Source organism: Pseudarthrobacter sp. S3, assembly GCF_050156905.1.
GTDB lineage: Bacteria > Actinomycetota > Actinomycetes > Actinomycetales > Micrococcaceae > Arthrobacter.
This window is the reverse complement of record NZ_CP189583.1, coordinates 725232-746035: the sequence shown is the minus strand read 5'-3', so window position 1 is coordinate 746035 and position 20804 is coordinate 725232. Positions and strand designations below refer to the sequence as shown.

The following is a 20804-nucleotide window of genomic DNA, read 5'->3' as shown; positions in this document are numbered from 1 at the left end:
GGCCAAGTTGGAAAAACTTAAGAATTAAGGCCTGGAAAGTCCAGTTGTGGGCGCCGGTCCGTCAAGTTCGGCCAGTGCCATTTCTATGGCATCGATAACCTCTGCGGAGTCCGGTTCGACCGTGGGCGCGAAGCGCGCCACCACTTCACCCTTGCGGTCGACCAGGAACTTCTCGAAGTTCCATTTCACCAGGCCGGGCAGCACACTGGTTTTGAACTTCGTCAGCTCGGCATAGAGCGGATGCTGGTCCTTGCCCCGTACGTTGGCCTTGGCCGTCAGCGGGAAGGTGACACCAAAATTCCGCTCGCAGAACTCGGCGATCTCGCTGTCGTTGCCTGGCTCCTGGCCGGCGAATTGGTTGCACGGGACTCCGAGCACGTCGAAGCCGCGGTCGCGGAACTTCTCGTAGAGCGTCTCGAGGCCCGCGTACTGAGGAGTGAACCCGCACTTTGACGCCACGTTCACCACCATCACCACGTTGCCCTTGAACCGGTCGAAATCGGTTTCGGTGCCGTCGTTGAGGGTGAGGGGAATGGTGTACAGGTCTGTCACAGCGCCGTCCTTGAAAGGTTGGTCATGCAGGTGATTCGTTGCCAACCATCAAGGGTACGGGTACAGTCTGGGAGTTTCCCGTCAGGGTCCCGCCGGCTCGGACCCGGTTTCGATGTCACCAGGCGTGGCGGTGGTTGTAGCTGTAGCTGTAGCTATAGCTGTAGCTGTAGCTGTAGCTGTAGGCGAGGACGACGCTGTTTCCGCCGAGGACTCTGTACTCGTTGTGGCCGGTGGCTCCACCGCTGGCGCCGGTGCCGGCGCTGTGCGCGAGGTAGGCATGAACGGCCACGACCTGGAGACAGTGGGGGTCGGGGACGTTCTTGGCAGCGCGGCGCTTGAGGTTCCCGTCGGCGATGGCGTCGTCGCGGGCGAGGAGGACGTCGTGGAGGCTGACGCCGACGAACTGGCTGGTTCCGTCGCCGTTTCGGTTGCTGTTGCTGTTGCTGTTGCTGTCGGTGTCGCAGTTGCAGTTGCAGTTGCAGTTGCAGTTGCAGTTGCAGTTGCAGTTTCCGACGCCTTGGGGTCCGGCGGCGCGGATTCAGACGACGTAGCGTCCGACGACGGCCCTTCCGTGAGTGCCGCATCCTGCGGTTTCGCCGTGACCGCCGGTGGTTGCACTGGCGGCGGCGCCGCGGACAGTTCCTCTTCGCCGCCAAGGACCGTGTGGCTGTTGTCCTCGGCGACCGGGATGGCCCAGCGTTGCGCGCCGTCAGCTGCGGACTTGACGTCATAGCTGACCATGGTTATGTCCGCGAGCATGTCCACCTGACGAATAGGGAGGAGTGTCCAGTTCAGCGGGCTGGTGTGCTTGCCGTGGAGGATGGTTTCGAAATGCAGATGGCAGCCCGTGGACCATCCGGTAGTGCCTACCCGGGCAATGACCTGCCCCACCTGTACGGAATCCCCCGTCCGGACTGCGACGGCCTCCAGGTGGTTGTACGTGGTGATCAGCCCGTTGCCGTGGTCTATTTCCACGCGGTTCCCGCCGCCCCAGGGGTGCCAGCCGGCGGCCCTGACCACGCCGGCGTCGGCCGAATAGACCCTGGTGCCGCAGCCTGCAGCGAAGTCCTGGCCCAGGTGGAAGTCGCCGCCCGCACCGGTGATCGGGCTGACCCTGAACCCGAAAGGAGAGCTTGGGATGAGGAGTTCCAGGGGCGCCATGAGGGACCCCTCCGGCGGGCGCGTGAGCCCGGCCGAGGCCACATTGAGCCGAGCGCTTCCGCCCTTGGCGATGGTCCTGACCAGTGTGCGGTTGAACGGAACCAAGGCCCGGCTGTCCGTCATGAAAGCACCGGCCAGCCCAGGCAGGCCAGCGTGGCCGGCACCGACAGGCGCAGCCAGGCTGTGTTCAATGGGGGGCGTTCCAGGGAATCCAACGGCGAAGAGTGACGCGGCAACAACGGCACTGGCGGCCAGGACGCGCACAGCCACGACGCAGCCGCCCGCAGGCTCCTTCGCCCGGCCGGATCCCCAATGATTGCCCACTCGCTACTCCCGGGTTGGCCCGCCAGACCCCGGATCCAGACGGACTTTACCACTTCATGGGACCACAAAGCCCCGTGCATGTGAACCCCCGCGCCGGTACGGCTGCGGATATTATGTGGATCCACATCAAAACATGCCCGCCGGGTTCTGGGAGAGAATGGTGGCATGCGAAATTTCCTCAGGGAATGGCAGGGCGAAATCAAACGGGTATTCACCGGCAGCACGGACGGCCCGCCCGCGTGGGTTCCGCGGCTAGCCGACGGGGACGACGCCGGCTATCACCTGCCCGGCTCGGCCGTCTGGGCGGTGCACGGCTCCATGACCACCATTGTGGCTGGGGTCCGCGCGCTCCTGATGCAGGCCTTGCATCCGGGAGCGCTGGCGGGAATCCACGAGCACTCCGACTTCCGCGCAGATCCGCTAAGCCGGCTGGCCCGGACCATCCGCTGGATCTTCACTGTCACCTATGGCCCGCAGACCGCCGCAGACGAGGCTTCCGCCAGGGTCCGTCGCCTGCACGAGCCTGTTCAGGGAAATTACGGTGACGGGCACGGCAGCGAGCGGAGCTACTCGGCCAACGATCCGGAACTCGCCCGCTGGGTCCACATCGCGTTCGTGGACGCCTTCCTCGCGGCCCACAAAATCTGGGGTGCCGCGATCCCCGGCGGCCCGGACGCCTATGTGCGCGAGTGGGCCCAGGCCGGGCGACTGATGGGCATAGGGGATCCACCCCTGAGCGAGGCAGAAATGCGGGAGCAACTCGACCGCTGGTATAACAACGGTGAGCTGGTCGCGGACAGCAGGGTTGCCGAGACCATCGAGTTCATCCGCAACCCGCCGCTGCACCCGTTGCTGCGTCCTGGCTACCGGATCATCTTCGCCGGCGCCGTCTACAGCCTGGAACCGAAGTACCGCCTGATGCTGGGGCTCCAGGCCCCCCGGCTGGGGCCGTTCCCGCTCCCCGTGAGGCTGGCAACGAAGGCGACTCTCGGCGTCGTACATCTTGCCCTTGGACGCGGGCCTGGACCCAGCGAGCAGGCGGCCCGGGAGCGCCTCCGCCGCCTTGGCTATGCGGGCAGCTGACCCTGACAGCTGGGCAAGGAAGCTGGGCTCCAGTCACCGGTCAGCGCCTGGCTGACCAAAACAAAAACCCGGCCCTGACGAGGTCAGGACCGGGTTTCTACTGGCGGAGAATGGGGGATTTGAACCCCCGAGGGCGTTAACCCAACACGCGTTCCAGGCGTGCGCCATAGGCCGCTAGGCGAATTCTCCAGCTGCTTTCGAATCAAAAGCAGATACTAGAATACCTGAACTTTCCGGCATCGCCCAATTGGCCCTGAGGGGCTATTGCCGCGGGCGCGCAACCCGGACTTCATTTGGCTGCTTAACGTAAAAATGGACGCCCCCAATGCGCCCATTCCTCCGATACGCCGTTGAGCTGCCGGGTCCAGCCCTCCAGCCAGGCCCCGCAGCTCACAACCTTGAGATTGCCCCAATCGGTGTACATATCCATGATCGGCCCTATCCGCCGGATAAGCAATGGAAATTGCTGCCTATGTCCAGCCGGATTGCCTGCGGGCTTTGACCCGCCAAGGGGACCGCGGCCGGCCGCCACCGGGGCCGTCCAGACCCTCCCGAATCTTCGGGTAAACTTGTCTGCGGCCCCTCATGTGGCGTCATCCTGTTGAACTCCCCCAGGACCGGAAGGTAGCAAGGGTAAACGGGCTCTGGCGGGTGCATGGGGGGTCTTTACTATTCCCCCACAGGGCGGCAGGATGTCTGCCCGGATTGGTAGGGTCTTCTCGTGACTGTTACTACCACCGCCCTTTACCGCAGGTACCGCCCGGACTCTTTCGCTGACGTTATCGGGCAGGAACACGTCACGGAGCCGCTGATGACGGCGCTGCGGAAAAACCGCGTCAATCACGCCTATCTCTTCTCCGGCCCCCGCGGTTGCGGAAAGACCACCTCCGCCCGCATCCTGGCCCGCTGCCTCAACTGCGCCCAAGGCCCTACGGATACTCCCTGTGGGACGTGCCCCAGCTGCATTGAACTGGCACGCGGCGGCTCAGGCTCCCTGGACGTCATCGAGATCGACGCCGCCAGCCACGGTGGCGTGGACGACGCCCGCGACCTCCGAGAACGCGCAACGTACGCTCCGGTCCGCGACCGTTACAAGATTTTCATCATCGATGAGGCCCACATGGTCACCTCCGCCGGGTTCAACGCCCTACTGAAAATCGTTGAAGAGCCGCCGGAGCATATCAAGTTCATCTTCGCCACCACGGAGCCGGACAAGGTCATCGGCACCATCCGCTCCCGCACGCACCACTACCCTTTCCGACTTGTCCCGCCGGAGCCGCTGATGGCGTACCTGGAACTGCTCTGCAACCAGGAAAACGTTCCCGTGGCACCCGGCGTTCTGTCCCTGGTGGTCCGGGCCGGCGGCGGCTCCGTCCGAGATTCCCTATCTGTGCTGGACCAGCTGATGGCCGGCGCCGGACCCACCGGCCTCGACTACGAGCTGGCCGTTGCCCTGCTCGGCTACACGCACGCTTCGCTGCTGGATGACGTGGTGGAAGCTGTGGCTGCCTCAGATGCCGCCACCGTTTTCCGGGCTGTGGACCGCGTGGTGCAGACCGGCCACGATCCCCGCCGCTTCGTCGAGGACCTACTGGAACGCTTCCGCGACCTCATCATTGTCCAGGCCATGCCCGAAAGCGCCCAGGTTATCCTCCGCGGCATGCCGGCGGACCAGATCGCCCGGCTCCAGAACCAGGCGCACAACCTCGGGGCCTCCGAACTTTCGCGCGCAGCTGATGTCACCAACACGGCGCTGACCGAGATGACCGGCGCCACGTCCCCCCGGCTGCACCTCGAGCTTCTTTGCGCCCGCATCCTGCTCCCCAGTTCGGAACAGACCGAACGCGGCATCGCTGCCCGGATCGACCGTGTGGAGCGGCGCCTGAACTACGCAGGGAACGACGTCGGTGCTCCCGCTCCGGCGTCCGCGGTTGCTTCGGTTCCGGCCGCGACACCGGAACGTGCGGCGGCGCCGGCTGCCGCGCAGCAGCCTTCGCCACCCGCCGCTGCCGGTCCCGAGTCTGCCCGCCCACAGGCCGTCGGGGCCGAAGCGGCCAGGCCGGCGCTGACGCCGCCCAGGGTCAGCACCAACGACTGGCCGGTTGACGAGTCCACAGGCCGGCGGCCCGTTTCCACGCCGCAGGCAACCGGTAAGCCCAACCGGGAGACCAGGCAAGACGCTACCCGCGAAGTTCCGCCAGCCACCCCGCCAGCAAACACAGACCCCGTCGCGGTTCCTGCCCCGGCCGCGCCTGCCCCTGCCGCCGCCACCGTTGCGGCAGGCACAGGGGATGTTGAAGTCCTGCGCCGTGCCTGGCCGGAAGTTCTGCAGACGCTCTCCAAGATCAAACGCAGCACGTGGGCCCTGGTTGAGCCCAACTCCCAGGTAGGTGCCTTCGACGGCCAGGTCCTGACGCTTTCCTTCAGCACCACGGGGTTGGCCGGCGCCTTTGGCCGGGCTGACCACGCTGAGAACCTGCGGCAGGCGATCCACAAAACGGTAGGCATCGACTGCCAGATCACCGCAGTCGCCGGTGGCGCCGCCAACAGTGCAGCGAGCGCTGAGCCAAACCCAAAAGCACCCGCTAGCCCAGAAACTCCGGCCAGTTCAGCCGATGTCGCTTGGGGCCTGGCCCCTGCCACCGCTGTTTCCACCCCCGCCGCCGATGCCACCGCGCCTGCACCCTCTCTTGCCCCGTCCCCCGCGACGCGTGCTCCTGAACCGGCCGTACTTCCTGACACCGCTGCGCCGTCTGCTAATCCACCGTCCACAGTCCCAGCGGCTCCGGAGTCTCCTGTCCAGCACACCGGCGCCGTCAGCGCCCCGGCAGCCACAGAGTCCGCCCAGGCACCAGCCGCCCAGGGTCAGTCCGAGCCGGCTGAGTCTGATGCCACTGCCGGCTCGTACGCCTACTCCGATGACGGCTGGGGCCCGCCGCGCGACGAAGATGCTCCGTCCCTGGACGAGGAACCCCCCATCGACTGGGATCCATCGGCTCCTGCTGCGCCACGGCTGTCGCCTTCACAGACTGGCGCTTCGGCGGCCACACCCGCCAAGCGGCCTGCTCGAAGTACCTCAAAGGCTGCAGCAACAAGAACCTCCCCAACGGCCAGGACCTCTGCCGCTCCGTCGCAGCCCGATTCGGCAATGGATCCGTGGGGCCGCGCCGTCGAGCAGGCTCCGGGCGTATGGGTTGTTGGTACCGAACCCAACGTTGGCAAAAGCCTGAACACGCCCGTCCCTGAAGAGTCCGCCAGCGCCTCTCGCGCCCCCAGCTACGAGCCGGCCACCGCTCAGATGCCGCAGAAGTCACCTGTGGTTAGCCAGTCCGAGGCCGACGCCAGTTGGGGCTTGCCGCCCGTGGCTGTCGCCGCAACGTCCGGCGTTGCTGCGCAGCAACCAGCCGCACCACAAAGCCCTGCACCAGAAACCGCGGCGCTTCCTAGCCCGGCGTCGACCGGCCAACTCCCGGCGGCTCCGGCAGTCCCTCTGGAGAAAGCGGTGGTTCCAGAACCGGCCGAAGTCCGCGAGTACGCCATGGCATCGACTACTTCGGCAGCCGCGCCCCTGCAGCCCGCACCGGCAACCTCCGAGTCCGCTGCTGCCGCCCGGCAGAGTCTTTACCAGCGCCTGTCCAACAGCCCCGAGGCCGAAGCCGGGCGCGCCAAGGCTCCAGCCAAGGCTGCCGCCGCCACCTACGTCCAGGACATTCCGAGCGCGGACGATGAAACCATCGAAGAGTCCGGCGTCTTCGGACGCGCCGCCGTGGAGCGTATTCTGGGCGGAAAGCTCATCGAGGAGCGGTCCCCGGACGGAGACCCCATCGTTTCGAGGTTCTAGGCACCTGCAGCACGTGCTCCCGCAGCTCCAATCACCATCCAAGACAAACCAAAAGAGGAAAACGTGTACGAAGGTGCAGTCCAGGAGCTGATTGACGAGCTCGGACGGCTTCCCGGTGTCGGTCCCAAGTCCGCCCAGCGGCTTGCCTTCCACATCCTCGAAGCGGACCCCCAGGACATGAAGCGACTCGTGGAAGCCATCACCATGGTGAAGGAACGCGTGAAGTTCTGCACGGTATGCGGCAACGTCACCGAGCAGGAATTGTGCAACATCTGCCGCGATCCCCGGCGGGACCCGTCAGTCATTTGTGTGGTGGAGGAGTCCAAGGATGTTCTCGCCGTGGAGCGCACACGATCCTTCCGCGGCCGCTACCACGTGCTGGGCGGGGCCATCAACCCCATTGCCGGCGTGGGGCCCGAGCAACTGCGGATCCGGGAACTCCTGACCCGGCTGAACGACGGCGCCATCCAGGAAGTCATCATTGCCACCGACCCCAACCTCGAAGGCGAAGCAACGGCAACCTACCTGGCCCGAATGCTGAAGACCATCGGCATCGTTGTAACCAGGCTGGCCTCCGGACTGCCCGTGGGCGGCGATCTTGAGTACGCGGACGAGGTGACACTCGGCCGGGCGTTCGAGGGCCGCCGCAATGCCCTGATCTGACCCGACCTGAGCCGCCGGCAGCGAGAGGGCCTAAGCCGCCGTGGCCAGCCTGCGTCGAGCAGCCCAGTGGCCGGCGGCAAGGAGGAGGACGGCCAGGGTTCCCTGCAGTGCGAGCCCGATTCCGGCCAACGGGGTGTGCAGCGAGTCTTCGACTACAGGAACGCCGCCCGCACACGGAACCTGGCTTCCGTCACCGGCCGACTGAAGCGCCGCCGGAATCCATTCCGGAATGCCGTCGTCGAACCCGGCATCCGCCGCCACCATAGTGAAGATGACAACCGGGTTCGTGGCGGCCAGCCACATAATCCGTTCAGTATGGAAGACCTCGGCAGTGCCCACCACTTCGGTCGCGCAGTCGTAGGCGATAGGTTCACCGAAATGCCCGTACGTAACGTTCATGGAAACTGTTACAGGCTGTTGCGAGCGGACGGCAGGCATCAGCGCCCACACTGCCGCTATGTTCCCCGCAACCAGCATCATGGCGAGCATCCATCCGAGGACCCCCGCCCGCACCGGGTGCCTTAGCAACGCGGCCACCCCCGTGCCGATGGCACCGAACACCAGGAATTCCAGGGCAACGGCGGCAGCGGCAGCGACGGCAAGCCAGCCGGAACCGCCGGTGATCGTTGCCTCCACCCATTCCGACATCAACGCCAGCACCGCAAAGATCAGACCCCGCACACTTGTTGCGAGCAGTGGCAACCCGGGGCCAAAGCCCGAAGAGTCCTGTTGGCCCCGCCAGCGCTCACCCAGCAACCCCCAGTGGACCGCCAGCATGGAGGCCGACGCAGGCACAATTGCTGACGCCAGCACGTAGGCCCAGGGCCACGTCCCGGCGAGCCCGGGCGCGCCGGCCCCGGACATGACCGCAACAATGACCGTACTTGCGAGCCCGGTACCCAACAGGACAATCGCCGAATCCACCCAGAACCGGCGACTGCGGATGGCCGAAAATCCTTCGTGCGCAATCTGCGTGAGGAGCCATCTGCCGGACTGTCCTTCCGTCGGCGAACAGTCACCGTCACCCACTTCCGGCTCGCTGGGCAGGCTCCCGCCGATAGGCTCGAACACGGCGTCGGGAGGGGGACGCAGGTCAGGAGTGTGTTCGGCTTCCGCCACAACGGAGCCTCCATCCCGGTGGACAGGCCCAGCCCCCTCGGTCACCGGCCATTCGGCCGGCTATTCCAATCGTGATCCGCCGGGGACGGATCTGTCCAGTGCCCGCCTCAGGCGATACGGGTACCGCGCGCCAGCCTGTGCGCCGGGGTGCGCAGCGAGCGCCAACCCAACCACATCAGCAGGCCGGCAAGCAGCAGCTGCAGGCCAAGCCCCAGCGGCCACAACGGAGTGGACTGCGCCAGATACTGTGGCTTGGCCTCGCCATTGGCGCAAGGGTATGTGCCCTCCGGGCCGGCCATGGCGTAACGCGCACCCTGGCTGATGGATTCGATGGCCCCTACCGGTGACGACATGCCGAAGCCACTGTTAACTCGGACCGTATAGGGGATGGCGTCGGCCACCACCACGTAGGGGTTCATGGCGAGCATCCACGCCACTCTCTCTGTCCGCACGGCCGGCTGGGCACGCAGCGGTCCGGAGCAGGTGTACGCCGGTTCCTCCGCCACCGTGTCGTCGGGTACCGGCCGTAACTGTTCGTAGTTGCGGTACTGCGCCTGGTTGGCCATGATGGTGCCCTGCGAGAGCCCGGTGCCCAGGCCAAAGGCAATCAGGGAACCGAAAACCAGCCCGGCCACGGCAAGGTACGTGACCACAATCGAGAACAGCGGGCGCCCCGCCAGCGCGGAAATTCCGACGCCGATGGCACACACCACGCCGACTTCGACGGCCAGCATCAGCAGGGCCACGAGAACATGGCCGGGCGTCATGCCGCCGAGGGCGACTCCGATGATCAGGAACGGCGTGCTGGCCACCAGGAATGCCAGAGCGGCGGCCCACGCGGCGAAGAACTTGCCCCACAGGATCTGGCCGGGCCGTAGCAGGGTCACCTGAAGGATGGCCAGGGTGCCGCCGGCGCGGTCGCCGTTGACGGCATTGGCAGAGAGCGCGGGCGCCACCAGCAACGCGAAAAGGAGGACAAAGGCCAGGACCACTTCGAAGATCATGGACCCTGGTCCGGTGTCGGGCGGCATGAAGTTGGAGTAGGCCCGCTGCGCTTCGCGCTGGGCATTCCAGCTGGCCCACGTCAGCCAGGTCACCAGGCCCGTCAGGATGAACCAGATCGCCAGCATGATGTACCAGCCGCGGGAGCGGAGCCGCTGTTTGAGTTCCAGGACCACCACATCACGGATCCCAGCAAGGTAGCCGGCACCAAAACCGGCGGCCGCCAGGCGCTGGGTTATATCTGTCATCTCGCTCATCGCCGCTCCCCCTCAAGGTTCATGTATGTCTCTTCCAAGGCACCCGAGGCGGGCGCAAAGGAACTGACCCCGACGCCGGCCAGCACCAGGTCGCGCAGGAGGCGGGCGGCGTCGCCGTCGTTCAGCAACACCAGGCTGACGGCCGGCCGGCGGCCGTCCTCAACCCGGAACGCCAGGCCCAGCTCCGTTATTTTGGCGGCGAGCGCGTTACCGTCGGTTGCCGAGATGGCGTAGCGCCTGCCGGAGGCGGAAGCCTCATCCGTGGTCTGGTGCCGGACCGTCTTCCCCTGGTTGACGAACACCGCGGCGTCGGCAATCTCGTCCAGCTCGCTGAGTACGTGGGAGGAGACAACTATGGATTTGCCCTCCGACGCGAGCTGCCGCAGCATCACGCGCAGCTCCACCCGCGATCCCGGGTCCAGGCCGGACGCCGGCTCATCGAGGAGCAACACGGACGGATCGTGGATCAGGGCCCGGGCCAGACTGAGGCGCTGCTGCTGCCCCCGGGACAGGACGCGGGCCGGCTGGTCCGCCAGATCGTTCAGGCGGACACGTTCCAGCATGGCGGTGACGCGCTGCGGGATGCCGGCCTTGGGCAGCTGGTAGAAACGGGCTATCTGCGTGAGAATTTCACGGGCGGTCAGGGACTCCCACACCCCCAGGGTGTCCGGCATCCAGCCAATCCTTTTGCGCACTTCCGGGCTGTGGTGCTGCGGATCGAGCCCATCCACCGTGATAGTGCCGGAATCCGGCGCCAACAGCGAAGCCAGCATAAGCAACAACGTGGTCTTACCGGCCCCGTTAGGGCCGATCAGGGCGGTGACTTTACCCGCCGGAGCATGAAAATCCATGTGCTCGACGGCGTGCACCTGGCCGAAGCGGCGGCTCACCGCGGTGGCGCTGATGCCGTCCTGACGAGGGATTTCCGGCCGGGCCGGCATGCCTATTTGGTCCCAATTTTCTGTCATTTTCCGAGCACCTGTCCCCCAAGCCGTTCATACATACTGACTATTTGAGCCTACGCCCGAGCCGACGGGCGCAGTATCCGCCGGGAGGCTGAGATTTGGACACAATTCCGCGTGCGGCCACAGGCGGCGATAAACTGGGCTGACACGTCACGCCGTCCAGCCGCAAGGCCGTGCCTGACCTCCAGAACTCCGATTGATCCAGTGAAGGTACGCGCATGAGTACGCCCACTTCCGAAGTGCACGCAGCAACGCAGCCACAGGAGCTGCCCGAAGACCCTGCCGTGACCAAACAGCTGATCGTGCAGAAGTTCGGCGGCTCCTCGGTGTCGGATGCCGAGGGAGTCAAGCGCGTCGCCAAGCGCGTGGTCGACGCCCAGCGCGCCGGCAACGAAGTGGTGGTGGTCGTTTCGGCCATGGGCGACACGACCGACGAACTACTGGACCTTGCCGCCCAGGTGACTGATTCCGCCCCTGCCCGCGAGATGGACATGCTCCTCTCCGCCGGTGAGCGCATCTCCATGGCCCTGCTGGCCATGGCCATCAACAAGTTCGGCGCCTCAGCGCAGTCCTTCACCGGGTCCCAGGCCGGCATGATCACGGACGGCATCCACGGCAAGGCGCGCATTATCGACGTCGATCCGCACCGCATCCGCACCGCCCTGGACAAGGGGCACATCGCGATCGTGGCCGGCTTCCAGGGGATGAGCCGCAGCACCAACGAGATCACCACCTTGGGCCGCGGCGGCTCGGACACCACCGCCGTCGCCCTGGCTGCCGCACTCGATGCCGATGTCTGCGAGATCTACACAGACGTTGACGGCATCTACACCGCAGACCCCCGGGTGGTGCCGTCCGCCCAGAAAATCGACACCATCTCCAGCGAAGAGATGCTGGAACTCGCGGCGTCCGGCGCAAAGATCCTGCACCTGCGCTGCGTTGAATACGCACGCCGGTTCGGCGTGCCGTTGCATGTCCGGTCCTCATTCAGCCAGAACGAAGGCACCTGGGTCATCCCCAGCGCCGAAGACAAGATCACCACTCAAGAGGGAGTTGCCTTGGAGCAGCCAATCATCTCCGGCGTTGCACACGACCGTTCCGAAGCCAAGGTCACCGTGGTGGGTGTCCCGGATATCCCCGGCAAGGCCGCGGCGATCTTCCAGGTCATTGCCGACGCCCACTCGAACATCGACATGATCGTGCAGAACGTTTCCACGCACGGCACGGGCCGGACGGACATTTCCTTCACGCTCCCCATCGTCGAAGGTGCGGAGGCCCTGGCAGCACTCAAGGCCGCGCAGCCGGACATCGGCTTCGAGAACATCGAATACAACGAACAGATCGGCAAACTGTCCCTGATCGGGGCCGGCATGCGGTCACACCCGGGCGTCTCTGCGACGTTCTTCAAGGCCCTGTCCGACGCCGGGATCAACATCAACATGATCTCCACCTCGGAAATCCGGATCTCCGTGGTGACACACGCCGATCTCCTAGACGACGCCGTCCGGGCAATCCACAAGGCCTTCGACCTGGACAGCGAGGACGAGGCAACCGTCTACGGCGGCACCGGACGTTAGGCCAAGTCCGCCCTCTACAAGCAACGCCCTTATTTCAGCCCTGCTTGTCCAGTTCTTCGCGGCGCACGGCGTAGTGATGACCTTCGGAATCGGTTGCCACTACAAAGTGGGAAAGGTCCTCGTCAGAGGCCTGCTCATACTCATCATGCTTGTGGATCACGGGCAAATCCGTGTCCAGACGCGTTGCCGGCCCGAAGACAAAACGGAGCCTGTCTGTCACGTGCATAAAACCGGTGAGCGCATGTCCCATTGTTTCCACCCCCTTCCCGCGTTGCGGGTGAAAGAGCCGCTACCTCCTGTTGGAGTCAGTGCCCCTATTTTACGCCCGCTTCCACAAAATGAGCCCGGTGAGGTTCAGCCTGACGGGACGGCCAGGAAGGCTCAGCGGAGGGACTGGTCCTCCGGGTTCCTGGGCACAACATAGGTGCTGCCGTCCGGGCGGGTGAGCGTTTCCCATTGCTGGGTTTCCCGCTCGCGCTGCGCAAGGAGTTCCCGGTTCTCTTCGGTCATGTCATGCACCAGGGAACTGCGGTTGGCCGGGCCGAAAATTGCCCGGAGCTTCCCGGTTGCCCGCATGAACCGCTGGGAAGCGTTGCCCTTCTCCGCTGACGTGCCTGTGCCCATGAAAGTGACCCCTTCGATAGAACCATCTACTCGCTCCAGAGTACGCTAACAATTAGTGCACTAACTATTGGAGGAATGTGATGACGGTACGGGCCGGCGCTGCGCGGCAGCAGGACGATGACCTCCGTTTGGAACAGCAGCTCTGTTTTGCCCTCACTGTGGCATCCAGAAGCGTAGTGGGCGCCTACAAGCCCGTCCTCGAAAAGCTCGGCCTCACGCACCCGCAATATCTCGTGATGCTGTGTCTTTGGGAATCAGCACCCCGCAGCCTGCGCAGCATCAGTGAAGCCTTGGCTCAGGCGCCGGCCACTATCTCACCGCTTCTTCGGCGGCTGGAGGAGGCCGGCTTTGTCACCCGCCAGCGGGTGGACGGAAACGAACGCAGCCTTGCCGTAGGCCTGACCCCGGCCGGTGCCTCCTTGCGCCAGCAGGCCGTTGCCGTCCCGGGCGCCATGATGGAACGCCTGGGGCTGACCCGGGAGCAGGTGGGCGAGCTGCACAAGTCCATGATGGGGCTCATCGCCGCGACCGCCGGAACCGACTGGCAACCCGTCGGGGAGTAAACCCGCCAAGGCGTAAAATGGCAACAACCTAGGAGGGCCCATGCGTTTGAGATCAGTACGGCCATTGCTGGCGGTCCTCGCCGTTGCCTTGCTTGCCGCGTGTACGGGCACGCCTGACGGGACCGGGACGTCGTCCGCCACCCCTTCAGCCAGCGCCTCCGCCAGCCAGGGCACCACCGCCGCCCCCGCTCCGGATACCGAGACCACCGTCCCGGCACCGTCCCCTTCCGCACCCCCAGCCCCGAAGGCGGGCCTCGGCGCCGGAAACGCCGAGCTTGCCATCATGGTCAAGCCCTCTCCCGCTGAGCCGGCGGAGAACTACACACTGGTCTGCCGCGATGGCCTTCCCACAGCCGAGAGCAAACACCCCACGCCTGAGGCTGCGTGCGCTGCCCTCAAGAACAACGCAGCGCTCCTCAGCCCTGCTCCCAGGAGCAAAGACGTGGCCTGCACCGAACAATACGGCGGCCCGCAGACCGCCACAGTCACCGGGATTGTGGACAATACTCCCGTCGATGCCGGGTTCGCGCGCACCAACGGCTGCGAAATCGGTGCATGGAACGCAGCCCACGACGTCCTAGGTGCCAGCGGTGGAGCAACGTAGCCTGCTGACGGCCGATGCCTGGCGTGCCCGCGAAGAAGCGCACGCCCAACGCGTCCGCCGTTACTCTGATCCCTACCTTGCCCGCCGCTCGGCAGGCCGGAAGCACCCGGTGGAGGATTTTCTTTTCACTTACTACACGCAGAAGCCTGGCCAGCTGCTGCGCTTGCACCCTGGAGCCGGCGTCGTACTGACCGCTGAAGCCGCGTCCGCCCGCATGGGCTGGAAGCACTATAGGACGCTCGACGACGGCGAACTCGCCTCCCTGGGGCTGCCGCCAGGAACCGCTGCAGTGACTTTTGATCGCGACAAATTCTTGGCCGACCGGTACGAGGCTGTGGCGTTCGCGGACATCATTCTCCACGGCACCGCTGCCCGCCCTGCGCAGTTCGGCTGCTTCGGGCTGCACGAATGGGCCATGGTCTACCGCCAGGACAAGTTCGACCGGCGCCATGAATACCTGCAGCTGAGGCTGGGTTCTACCGGCACGGACAAAGTGGTGGAGGACAACCGGATCCGGTGCTCACACTTTGATGCCTTCCGCTTCTACACGCCCGACGCCATCGCGCTGAACGAACTGGCGCCCAGCCGCGAAAACCAGCGGCACATGGAACAACCGGGCTGCCTGCACGCCAACATGGATCTCTACAAGTGGGCGTACAAATTGCTGCCTGCGCTTCCCAGCGAACTGGTCATGGATTGCTTCGAACTGTCCTGGCGGATCCGGGCCATGGACATGCAGGCTTCCCCCTACGACCTCGCGGAGTGGGGTTACCCGCCCATCCGGATCGAAACAGCTGAAGGCAAAGCGGCCTACGTTGAGCATCAGCGGGCCTTCGCGGCCGAGGCTGCCGCGCTCCGCGCGCGCCTGGCGCAAGCCTTGGCACCGCTTCGAACGGCAGGGGCGGTATGAAGGACCTCGAGCTGACCATCAAGGTCACGGAAGACCCAAACGCCCCCGAGTACGAATTCCGGCTGATAGCCCACGATGGCCGCCCCTCCGACGGTTGCACGTTGCCCGATCCGGCAGGAGCGTTGTCAGCCATTGAACGCTTAGGCGAGGACATCTTCTTCCCCAAACCGGGCCCCCCGAAACTCTGCACGCAGCAATACGGCGGGCCGCAGGTGGCCGTTGTGACAGGCTCCATCAACGGCCGTCCCGTGAGTGTGACTTTCCGGCGAACTGACGGTTGTGAAATCTCCCGCTGGCGCGCCATGGCGCCCCTGCTCGGCGGGACAATGGGTTCCCGCGGCGAAACCTGACCCTCGGCGGCAATCTCCGCACCGACGGAAACGCCGCCGGACCCAAACGGTCCGGCGGCGTTTCCGTGCTCTTTTGAAGAGCTAGAGATCCATGTTGCGGTTTCCGGAAAACTCCGGGATCTCCTGCTTCTTCTTTTCCTTTTTGATCGTGTCCTTCTTATCTTTCGAGTCCGCGGCAGGGTTATCGGCCGTTTCATCATCAGGGATCACCACAGCGCTGCCCGGAGTGACAACCACGGAGACGAAGGTGGGAACGCTCGAACCGTCAAACGTCACCCGGCCGATGTACGAGCCCTCAGCGAGATCCTTCCACTGCAGCTTCACAATGCCCGCTTGGCCATTCCTGAGCCGCAGCGGATTGGGGGTCACCGTGGCATTTCCCACATGGGCTCCCAGCACTGCCGCGTCCACGGACGCCTTGGTGGGCTCCCCATTGGGGCTTGCGTAGAGGTTCACAAAAATCGTGTAAACGCCCGGCGCCGGGTTCGGAACCGAAAGCGATTCGCTGGCAGAGGCCGTCTGGGCCAGCAGCGCCTGTCCCGCCGGGTTGAAGACCACCATGTCGAAGTCGGCGGCCTGGTCGGCTGAAAAGACGGAGAACTTTGCCAACGGCGATCCTGCCGGAACGGTGACCTCCTTGGCGAAGTTGGACGCGTTCGTTTCCAGGCCCAGCGGTCCGGGAACCAGCTCGATGGCTGAGGAGTCAGCCTTGGACAGACCATCCAAGGTGATCTTCACGGGCGCGTTGGTGCCGGCAACCACCGGAATGTCACCCTGCCCCTGGCCGCCTTCCGAGGCGAAGGCCAGGTTCGCCGGCGCCACCACCGACTGCGGGGGGACAGCCACCGGCGATGCCACGTTCTTGCCGGCACCCTGCCAGACGAGGTTGCCCATGGCAAACTGCCCCAAAGCAGCGCTGGTGTTCCCGAACTTGACCTTGAAAGTGCGTTTCTCGCCGGCAGCATTGAAGTTGAGGATCGACGGCGTGACCGTCACCTTGATGCCGGGCACATTGACCTTGGCCCGGTAGACGCCCGGGGTCAGCGCGGTGAGCGTCCGGGTGACCTCGGTCATCCCGGTAAGCGCCCCCAGCGCGAACGAGGCAACGTTCATATCCCGCGGCGCGGTTGTTCCAAGATCCGGGATGCCCAGGTCCAGGCCCGTTCCCTGAATGAACTTCAGGTAGTCGTCCGCTGAATTGTCATAGACCAGGCCGCTTGGGAGTCACCTGCAGGCGGTCAAAGGAGACCTGCTTGCCATCCTTGTCCAGCACCACAACGTCGTCGCGACCGTTCTGCACGCCGGAGGGCAAAATGAACTCAACCGTGTTGTCCGTGGTGGGGAAAATCCAGCCGATCCGGTAGCTCTTCTTGTTCAGGTACACGTAGTACCACTGGCCGTACTCGAGACCCTTCAGTGTCACCTTCTGGCCGTTGCGGTACTTCTCCTGCGTGCCCAGATCAAACGGAGCAGGCTGCCCCTCAAGATCCTGGACGGCGAGGACGGGGACAGCCTCGGGCTGCGCCGGCTGGAGAGCCAGCACCAGTGCTCCTCCGGTCACCGTGGCCGTGACCTGCTTGGCGCCATTGGTGGCAATTGCTTCGAACGAGACGGCGTCGAGGCGGCCTGCCGCGATGTCGGCTGCGGTGAGGACGTGCTCGCGAGTTGCCGTCACGGTCCCGCCCACGGCCACGGCATCCTGACCGATGGAAGCGTCCGGGGCACTCAGCCCGGTCAGGGAGACATTGCCGGCGTTTCCTACCGTGTACGTGTACGAGACAGTATCGCCTTCGCTGGCGAAACGGTCGCCGTCGACGTCGGCCCACTCAGCGGACACGGTGCCTTCCAGCTTGGCGTCGCGGACCTTCAGGTCCACTTCGCCGCCGTCGATCGTGTAGACCTTGTTGCTCTGGCCTGCGGAACTGACCTCCCAGGTGGTCTTCGGAACGAAGTAGCCCTGCGCGGCCTCTTCCGCGGTCACGGTGTGGCGCGGCGTGGCGCAGCTGTAACCCTGGCCAGCCGGGAGCACACCGTAGCGGCAGTTATCCGGGCCTTCGGGGACGAACGGCCTGAAGTTGCCGGCGGTGGGAACCACTTTCTCCACAAGCGGGCTCGTGTTGCTCACGCTGAACGTGTACGGAACTGCGTCGCCGGCGGCATACGGTGCGGTGGCAAGGTCACGGCCGGAGTCCGCACGGGCGCCGCTAATGCCGGCGGAAACCAGGCCATCACGAAGGGCCACAGCGGCGCCGGCGAACGGAACCGACTTGGTGAGCGACGGCGTCGCGCTGGCCGTGATGGCGAAGCTTGCCTGGGGAACGAAGTAGCCGCGCTCGATGTCCTCTGCGGTCACCGCGTGCTTGGCCGTGGCGCAGTTGTATGTTGCACCGGGGGCCAGGTTGTTGAACCGGCAGTTGGGGGCACTGGGTGCGCCGGGCGCGGGAGGCAGGAAACCGGACTCGAAGTTGCCGGAGACCGGGACGGAATTCGCCGTGACGTTCGCAGTGCTCTTGACGGCGAACGTGTAGCTCAGGACGTCGCCTGCCTGGTAGGGGCCGGCGATGACGTCCCGGGCCGGGGCGGTTCCGGTGATGGTGAGTCCCACCTGCGGAGCCGACGGGACGGTGGCGGTGAAGGTGAACTGCGAAACCCGGCCATCCGCCGTCGTGAATGCCGCGTTCAGGTTCTGCGGACCACCGGCGTTCGCCGGGACGGTCAGTGCGACATTGACAACAGCCGAGGCGCCGGGTGCGACGGCGGGCACGGGCACCGTGGTGGCGGTCCAGCCGGCCGGGGTATAGACGGTGGCAGTCGCGCCGGAGAGGGTGGTGGCTTCCTGGTTAGTGACGGTGACGGCAACCTGTGAAGTGGCACCGGGAGTCGTGGTCACCGCGGGCACGGACAGCGGGGCGCATGCGTAATTCAGCCAAGCGTCGTCGAACTTCGCGAACTGCATGTTGTCCGTGTAGCTGCCCTCATAAAGGACGCCGAACGTGCCGTCCTCGAGGCGGGACACGGTGGAGTAGGCGGAGAAGCCGGCACGGATGGTTCGCACGCCGGGCCAGGTGGCACCGTCGTCGCAGGAGATGCGAGCGGAGACGTTCTCGCGGCCGGTCTTGGAATTGGAATTCGTAAAAATGAGCTTCTTGGCGTCCACTGAGCCCTGTGCCGCGGCGGGGAACATCCGGGCGATGGAGCCGTTGTTGGCCGGGTCCGGCAGCTCGGTGTCCTGGGTGACCGGGCCGTAGGTGGCGCCGCCGTCGGTGGAGACGGCCACCTTGCGGTAGCCCTGGTTGGCGTTGTCGCGGGAGTTCAGCATGACGCGGCCGTCGGAGAGTTCCACGGTTTTGTTCTCGTCCATGCGCTCGCCCACGTTGGCGCCCTTGTGCCAGGTGACGCCGTGATCGTCCGAGTAGACGCTGTAGGCCTGGATCTTGTTGGTGCCGTCCGCCTGGCGCACATCGCCGGCGTACTGCTGGATCAGGCGGCCCTTGTATTGGCCGTACTTGAGCTGGATGCCTTCGCCGGAGGACGCGAAGTTGGAGCGGATATCGCCGGCCACGGGGCTGGTCTTGCTGGTGCCCGGCTTGGTGACGTCGGTGATGAGCCTCGGCTGGGTCCAGGTGACGCCGCCGTCGGAGGATTCGATGACGGCCGAGGAGATGACGGTGCGGTCGGCGTCGTTGTTGCCGAACTGGCTGCCGAAGAAGCCCTGGTCCTTGGAGTACACAAACAGCGCGAAGACCTTGCCGGCCTCGGCGTCGTAGATGTAGGAAGGATCGCTATAGCCGTACCGCGGACCCGAGGCGTCGCCTACGTGGCCTGCGGCGATAACCTGCACGGGGCCCCACGTCTGGCCCCCGTCAGTGCTGCGGCGCTGCACGATCGAGTTGGGATTGGGGGCGTCCGCCGCGCTGCCGGGACGGCCGTCCCATGAGGCGAGCACCACGTTGTTATCAACGTAGGTAAGTGCGGGAATCCGGTAATAGAAGTTCGCCGCCGTACGGTCGGCGCCGATGTTGGCCTCCGCAAATGAACCGGGAGGTGCGGTGGGGCTGTTAGAGGGGATCGGTTCCGCCTGCGCAGCGATCCCGGATCCGGCTAGCAGCGCCAGCGCTACCAGCCCGGTTCCTGCGGTCCGGCCAATATTTCGGTACCGGCTCCGCTGAGTGAAGATTCGCAATTCCATATCCTTTCAAGGCGCCGCGGGGCGGCGGATCGGGAGAATTCGGCCGTGCGGGCGGTCCCGGCACCCAAGGGGATACCACCTGCCACATACGACGTCCTACGACCATAGTGTGTAGAACCTCACATGGCTAGGAGATTCTGAAACAAGCCTGGGAGAGCCTTGGGGCAGCGACTCGGAGCAGGGCATTTTGCAGCCGAGGATCTGGCGCAGGGGCCCTGTCGCTGGGGCCAGGGCCTGTCTCAGGGCACAAAAATGGGCGCCCCGTGGTGGGACGCCCATTTGCGCTTGCGTAAAGTCTCGAGGCCTGGGGCGGGCGTCTACTGCCTGGGCGTTCGCACCACATCGCTGATCCACTGCCGGGTCTTTTCGTCCATAGGGCCGGTCACTCGCGTTTCCCGGGCAGCCCGGTCCGCCTTGATCTTCTGCGCCACCATCCGGCCCAAGCCGGCAAAAACGGCCAAAGCCATCATCGGCAACAGCACGGATTTCGATTTTTCAGCCATGTCGCAATCCTAGTGACGCCAGCACCCTTAGGCCATAGTCGCCGTCGTGCTCCACCTCCCGAAAGCCCGCCCCGCCGTGATGACGGTGGCCGATCCCACCGAATACAGGGTGCGGCGCTCCGCCCGGTAGAATGGGCTAGCAAGCTCGCGGAGCGCCCGTTCACACTGTTCTAAAGACACTGTTCGAAAAAACATCCTGGAACGGCGTAAGACGGCGTGACTCCGCTGCGCCCTTACCCAATGCTCACGCACAGGAGTTGCCGGATGCCCCGGATCGTTGTTGACGTCATGCCCAAGCCCGAGATTTTGGACCCGCAGGGGAAGGCCATCGTGGGTGCACTCCCCCGTCTGGGCTTCACCAGCTTTAGCTCTGTCCGCCAGGGCAAGCGCTTTGAACTGACGGTTGACGGCGAGGTGACAGACGCAATCCTGGCCCAGGCCCGCGAAGCCGCCGAGACCCTGCTGTCCAACCCGGTGATCGAGGACGTCGTCAACGTCGAGGTCGTCGAGGCCTGAG

General features: G+C 65.2%; 19 protein-coding genes, 1 tRNA gene and 1 other RNA gene. 10 read left to right on the top strand and 11 right to left on the bottom strand.

The window, feature by feature from the left end; translation table 11 throughout:
• Window positions 1-24: 24 nt before the first annotated feature.
• Complete coding sequence (locus tag ACQCSV_RS03715) at window positions 25-552, bottom strand: glutathione peroxidase (protein ID WP_354154748.1); 528 nt, start codon at window positions 550-552, stop codon at window positions 25-27.
• A gap of 81 nt (window positions 553-633) precedes the next feature.
• The gene (locus ACQCSV_RS03710; RefSeq protein ID WP_354154749.1) at window positions 634-2037 is read right to left on the bottom strand and encodes a M23 family metallopeptidase; all 1404 of its coding nucleotides are present in this window, start codon (window positions 2035-2037) and stop codon (window positions 634-636) included.
• Between the two features lie 165 nt (window positions 2038-2202).
• Between ACQCSV_RS03710 and ACQCSV_RS03705 the strand changes: the two genes are divergently transcribed.
• Window positions 2203-3120, top strand: a complete 918-nt coding sequence (locus ACQCSV_RS03705; RefSeq protein WP_354154750.1) for an oxygenase MpaB family protein — start codon at window positions 2203-2205, stop codon at window positions 3118-3120.
• A gap of 101 nt (window positions 3121-3221) precedes the next feature.
• Here ACQCSV_RS03705 and ACQCSV_RS03700 read toward each other — a convergent pair.
• Window positions 3222-3309 (bottom strand) — tRNA-Ser (locus ACQCSV_RS03700).
• 385 nt (window positions 3310-3694) lie between these two features.
• On the opposite strand from ACQCSV_RS03700, the gene ffs reads away from it, so the two are divergent.
• The 3 genes from ffs (at window position 3695) to recR (ending at window position 7624) form a co-directional block, all read left to right on the top strand.
• Window positions 3695-3791: signal recognition particle sRNA small type (ffs, locus tag ACQCSV_RS03695), an RNA gene on the top strand.
• 50 nt (window positions 3792-3841) lie between these two features.
• Window positions 3842-6961 (top strand): DNA polymerase III subunit gamma and tau, encoded by a 3120-nt coding sequence (locus ACQCSV_RS03690; protein WP_426939166.1) that lies wholly within the window; start codon window positions 3842-3844, stop codon window positions 6959-6961.
• Window positions 6962-7024: 63 nt separating this feature from the next.
• Window positions 7025-7624, top strand: a complete 600-nt coding sequence (recR, locus tag ACQCSV_RS03685; RefSeq protein ID WP_160677446.1) for a recombination mediator RecR — start codon at window positions 7025-7027, stop codon at window positions 7622-7624.
• A 30-nt stretch (window positions 7625-7654) separates the two neighbouring features.
• Here recR and ACQCSV_RS03680 read toward each other — a convergent pair whose 3' ends face one another.
• The 3 genes from ACQCSV_RS03680 to ACQCSV_RS03670 form a co-directional block, all read right to left on the bottom strand.
• A complete protein-coding gene (locus tag ACQCSV_RS03680) occupies window positions 7655-8743 on the bottom strand; it encodes a hypothetical protein (protein ID WP_426939165.1) in 1089 nt (362 codons plus the stop codon).
• A 107-nt stretch (window positions 8744-8850) separates the two neighbouring features.
• Window positions 8851-10002, bottom strand: coding sequence for an ABC transporter permease (locus ACQCSV_RS03675; RefSeq protein WP_426939164.1), 1152 nt, complete (start codon window positions 10000-10002; stop codon window positions 8851-8853).
• On the bottom strand, window positions 9999-10970 hold the full coding sequence (locus ACQCSV_RS03670) for an ABC transporter ATP-binding protein (RefSeq protein ID WP_426939163.1): 972 nt from the start codon (window positions 10968-10970) through the stop codon (window positions 9999-10001). The genes ACQCSV_RS03675 and ACQCSV_RS03670 overlap by 4 nt, the downstream gene beginning before the upstream one ends.
• Before the next feature lie 215 nt (window positions 10971-11185).
• Between ACQCSV_RS03670 and ACQCSV_RS03665 the strand changes: the two genes are divergently transcribed.
• Entirely contained in the window at window positions 11186-12544 is a 1359-nt protein-coding gene (locus ACQCSV_RS03665) for an aspartate kinase (RefSeq protein ID WP_185262457.1), read from the top strand.
• A gap of 34 nt (window positions 12545-12578) precedes the next feature.
• Here the strand turns inward: ACQCSV_RS03665 and ACQCSV_RS03660 are convergent, their stop codons facing one another.
• Together ACQCSV_RS03660 and ACQCSV_RS03655 are read right to left on the bottom strand one after the other, a co-directional pair.
• On the bottom strand, window positions 12579-12794 hold the full coding sequence (locus ACQCSV_RS03660) for a hypothetical protein (RefSeq protein WP_354154754.1): 216 nt from the start codon (window positions 12792-12794) through the stop codon (window positions 12579-12581).
• Between the two features lie 131 nt (window positions 12795-12925).
• Window positions 12926-13168 carry a hypothetical protein gene (locus ACQCSV_RS03655; protein ID WP_354154756.1) on the bottom strand — a complete coding sequence of 81 codons (243 nt, stop codon included), beginning with the start codon at window positions 13166-13168 and terminating at the stop codon, window positions 12926-12928.
• An 80-nt stretch (window positions 13169-13248) separates the two neighbouring features.
• On the opposite strand from ACQCSV_RS03655, the gene ACQCSV_RS03650 reads away from it, so the two are divergent.
• The 4 genes from ACQCSV_RS03650 to ACQCSV_RS03635 are packed head-to-tail and all read left to right on the top strand — an operon-like array spanning window position 13249 to window position 15595.
• Window positions 13249-13731 (top strand): MarR family transcriptional regulator, encoded by a 483-nt coding sequence (locus ACQCSV_RS03650; RefSeq protein WP_354159608.1) that lies wholly within the window; start codon window positions 13249-13251, stop codon window positions 13729-13731.
• A gap of 40 nt (window positions 13732-13771) precedes the next feature.
• On the top strand, window positions 13772-14335 hold the full coding sequence (locus ACQCSV_RS03645) for an SSI family serine proteinase inhibitor (RefSeq protein WP_354223683.1): 564 nt from the start codon (window positions 13772-13774) through the stop codon (window positions 14333-14335).
• Entirely contained in the window at window positions 14313-15245 is a 933-nt protein-coding gene (locus ACQCSV_RS03640; RefSeq protein WP_354223685.1) for a 3-methyladenine DNA glycosylase, read from the top strand. Before ACQCSV_RS03645 ends, ACQCSV_RS03640 begins: the two co-directional genes overlap by 23 nt.
• Window positions 15242-15595, top strand: coding sequence for a serine protease inhibitor (locus ACQCSV_RS03635; protein WP_354223687.1), 354 nt, complete (start codon window positions 15242-15244; stop codon window positions 15593-15595). The genes ACQCSV_RS03640 and ACQCSV_RS03635 overlap by 4 nt, the downstream gene beginning before the upstream one ends.
• 81 nt (window positions 15596-15676) lie before the next feature.
• Here ACQCSV_RS03635 and ACQCSV_RS03630 read toward each other — a convergent pair whose 3' ends face one another.
• From ACQCSV_RS03630 to ACQCSV_RS03620, 3 genes are all read right to left on the bottom strand, one after another.
• The gene (locus ACQCSV_RS03630) at window positions 15677-16708 is read right to left on the bottom strand and encodes a hypothetical protein (protein ID WP_426939162.1); all 1032 of its coding nucleotides are present in this window, start codon (window positions 16706-16708) and stop codon (window positions 15677-15679) included.
• Between the two features lie 88 nt (window positions 16709-16796).
• A complete protein-coding gene (locus tag ACQCSV_RS03625; protein WP_426939519.1) occupies window positions 16797-19772 on the bottom strand; it encodes an exo-alpha-sialidase in 2976 nt (991 codons plus the stop codon).
• 329 nt (window positions 19773-20101) lie between these two features.
• Window positions 20102-20287, bottom strand: coding sequence for a hypothetical protein (locus ACQCSV_RS03620; RefSeq protein WP_354154763.1), 186 nt, complete (start codon window positions 20285-20287; stop codon window positions 20102-20104).
• A gap of 264 nt (window positions 20288-20551) precedes the next feature.
• Between ACQCSV_RS03620 and purS the strand changes: the two genes are divergently transcribed.
• The gene (gene purS, locus ACQCSV_RS03615; RefSeq protein WP_056631212.1) at window positions 20552-20803 is read left to right on the top strand and encodes a phosphoribosylformylglycinamidine synthase subunit PurS; all 252 of its coding nucleotides are present in this window, start codon (window positions 20552-20554) and stop codon (window positions 20801-20803) included.
• Window position 20804: the final 1 nt, after the last annotated feature.

What these genes read in the sequence shown, in the direction of transcription:
- ACQCSV_RS03705 (WP_354154750.1), top strand. Translation starts at nt 2,203, where the DNA reads ATGCGAAATTTCCTCAGGGAATGGCAGGGCGAAATCAAACGGGTATTC.
- ACQCSV_RS03675 (WP_426939164.1), bottom strand. Translation starts at nt 10,002, where the DNA reads ATGAGCGAGATGACAGATATAACCCAGCGCCTGGCGGCCGCCGGTTTT.
- ACQCSV_RS03670 (WP_426939163.1), bottom strand. Translation starts at nt 10,970, where the DNA reads ATGACAGAAAATTGGGACCAAATAGGCATGCCGGCCCGGCCGGAAATC.
- ACQCSV_RS03665 (WP_185262457.1), top strand. Translation starts at nt 11,186, where the DNA reads ATGAGTACGCCCACTTCCGAAGTGCACGCAGCAACGCAGCCACAGGAG.
- ACQCSV_RS03660 (WP_354154754.1), bottom strand. Translation starts at nt 12,794, where the DNA reads ATGGGACATGCGCTCACCGGTTTTATGCACGTGACAGACAGGCTCCGT.
- ACQCSV_RS03655 (WP_354154756.1), bottom strand. Translation starts at nt 13,168, where the DNA reads ATGGGCACAGGCACGTCAGCGGAGAAGGGCAACGCTTCCCAGCGGTTC.
- ACQCSV_RS03650 (WP_354159608.1), top strand. Translation starts at nt 13,249, where the DNA reads ATGACGGTACGGGCCGGCGCTGCGCGGCAGCAGGACGATGACCTCCGT.
- ACQCSV_RS03645 (WP_354223683.1), top strand. Translation starts at nt 13,772, where the DNA reads ATGCGTTTGAGATCAGTACGGCCATTGCTGGCGGTCCTCGCCGTTGCC.
- ACQCSV_RS03635 (WP_354223687.1), top strand. Translation starts at nt 15,242, where the DNA reads ATGAAGGACCTCGAGCTGACCATCAAGGTCACGGAAGACCCAAACGCC.
- ACQCSV_RS03630 (WP_426939162.1), bottom strand. Translation starts at nt 16,708, where the DNA reads ATGAACGTTGCCTCGTTCGCGCTGGGGGCGCTTACCGGGATGACCGAG.
- ACQCSV_RS03620 (WP_354154763.1), bottom strand. Translation starts at nt 20,287, where the DNA reads ATGGCTGAAAAATCGAAATCCGTGCTGTTGCCGATGATGGCTTTGGCC.
- purS (WP_056631212.1), top strand. Translation starts at nt 20,552, where the DNA reads ATGCCCCGGATCGTTGTTGACGTCATGCCCAAGCCCGAGATTTTGGAC.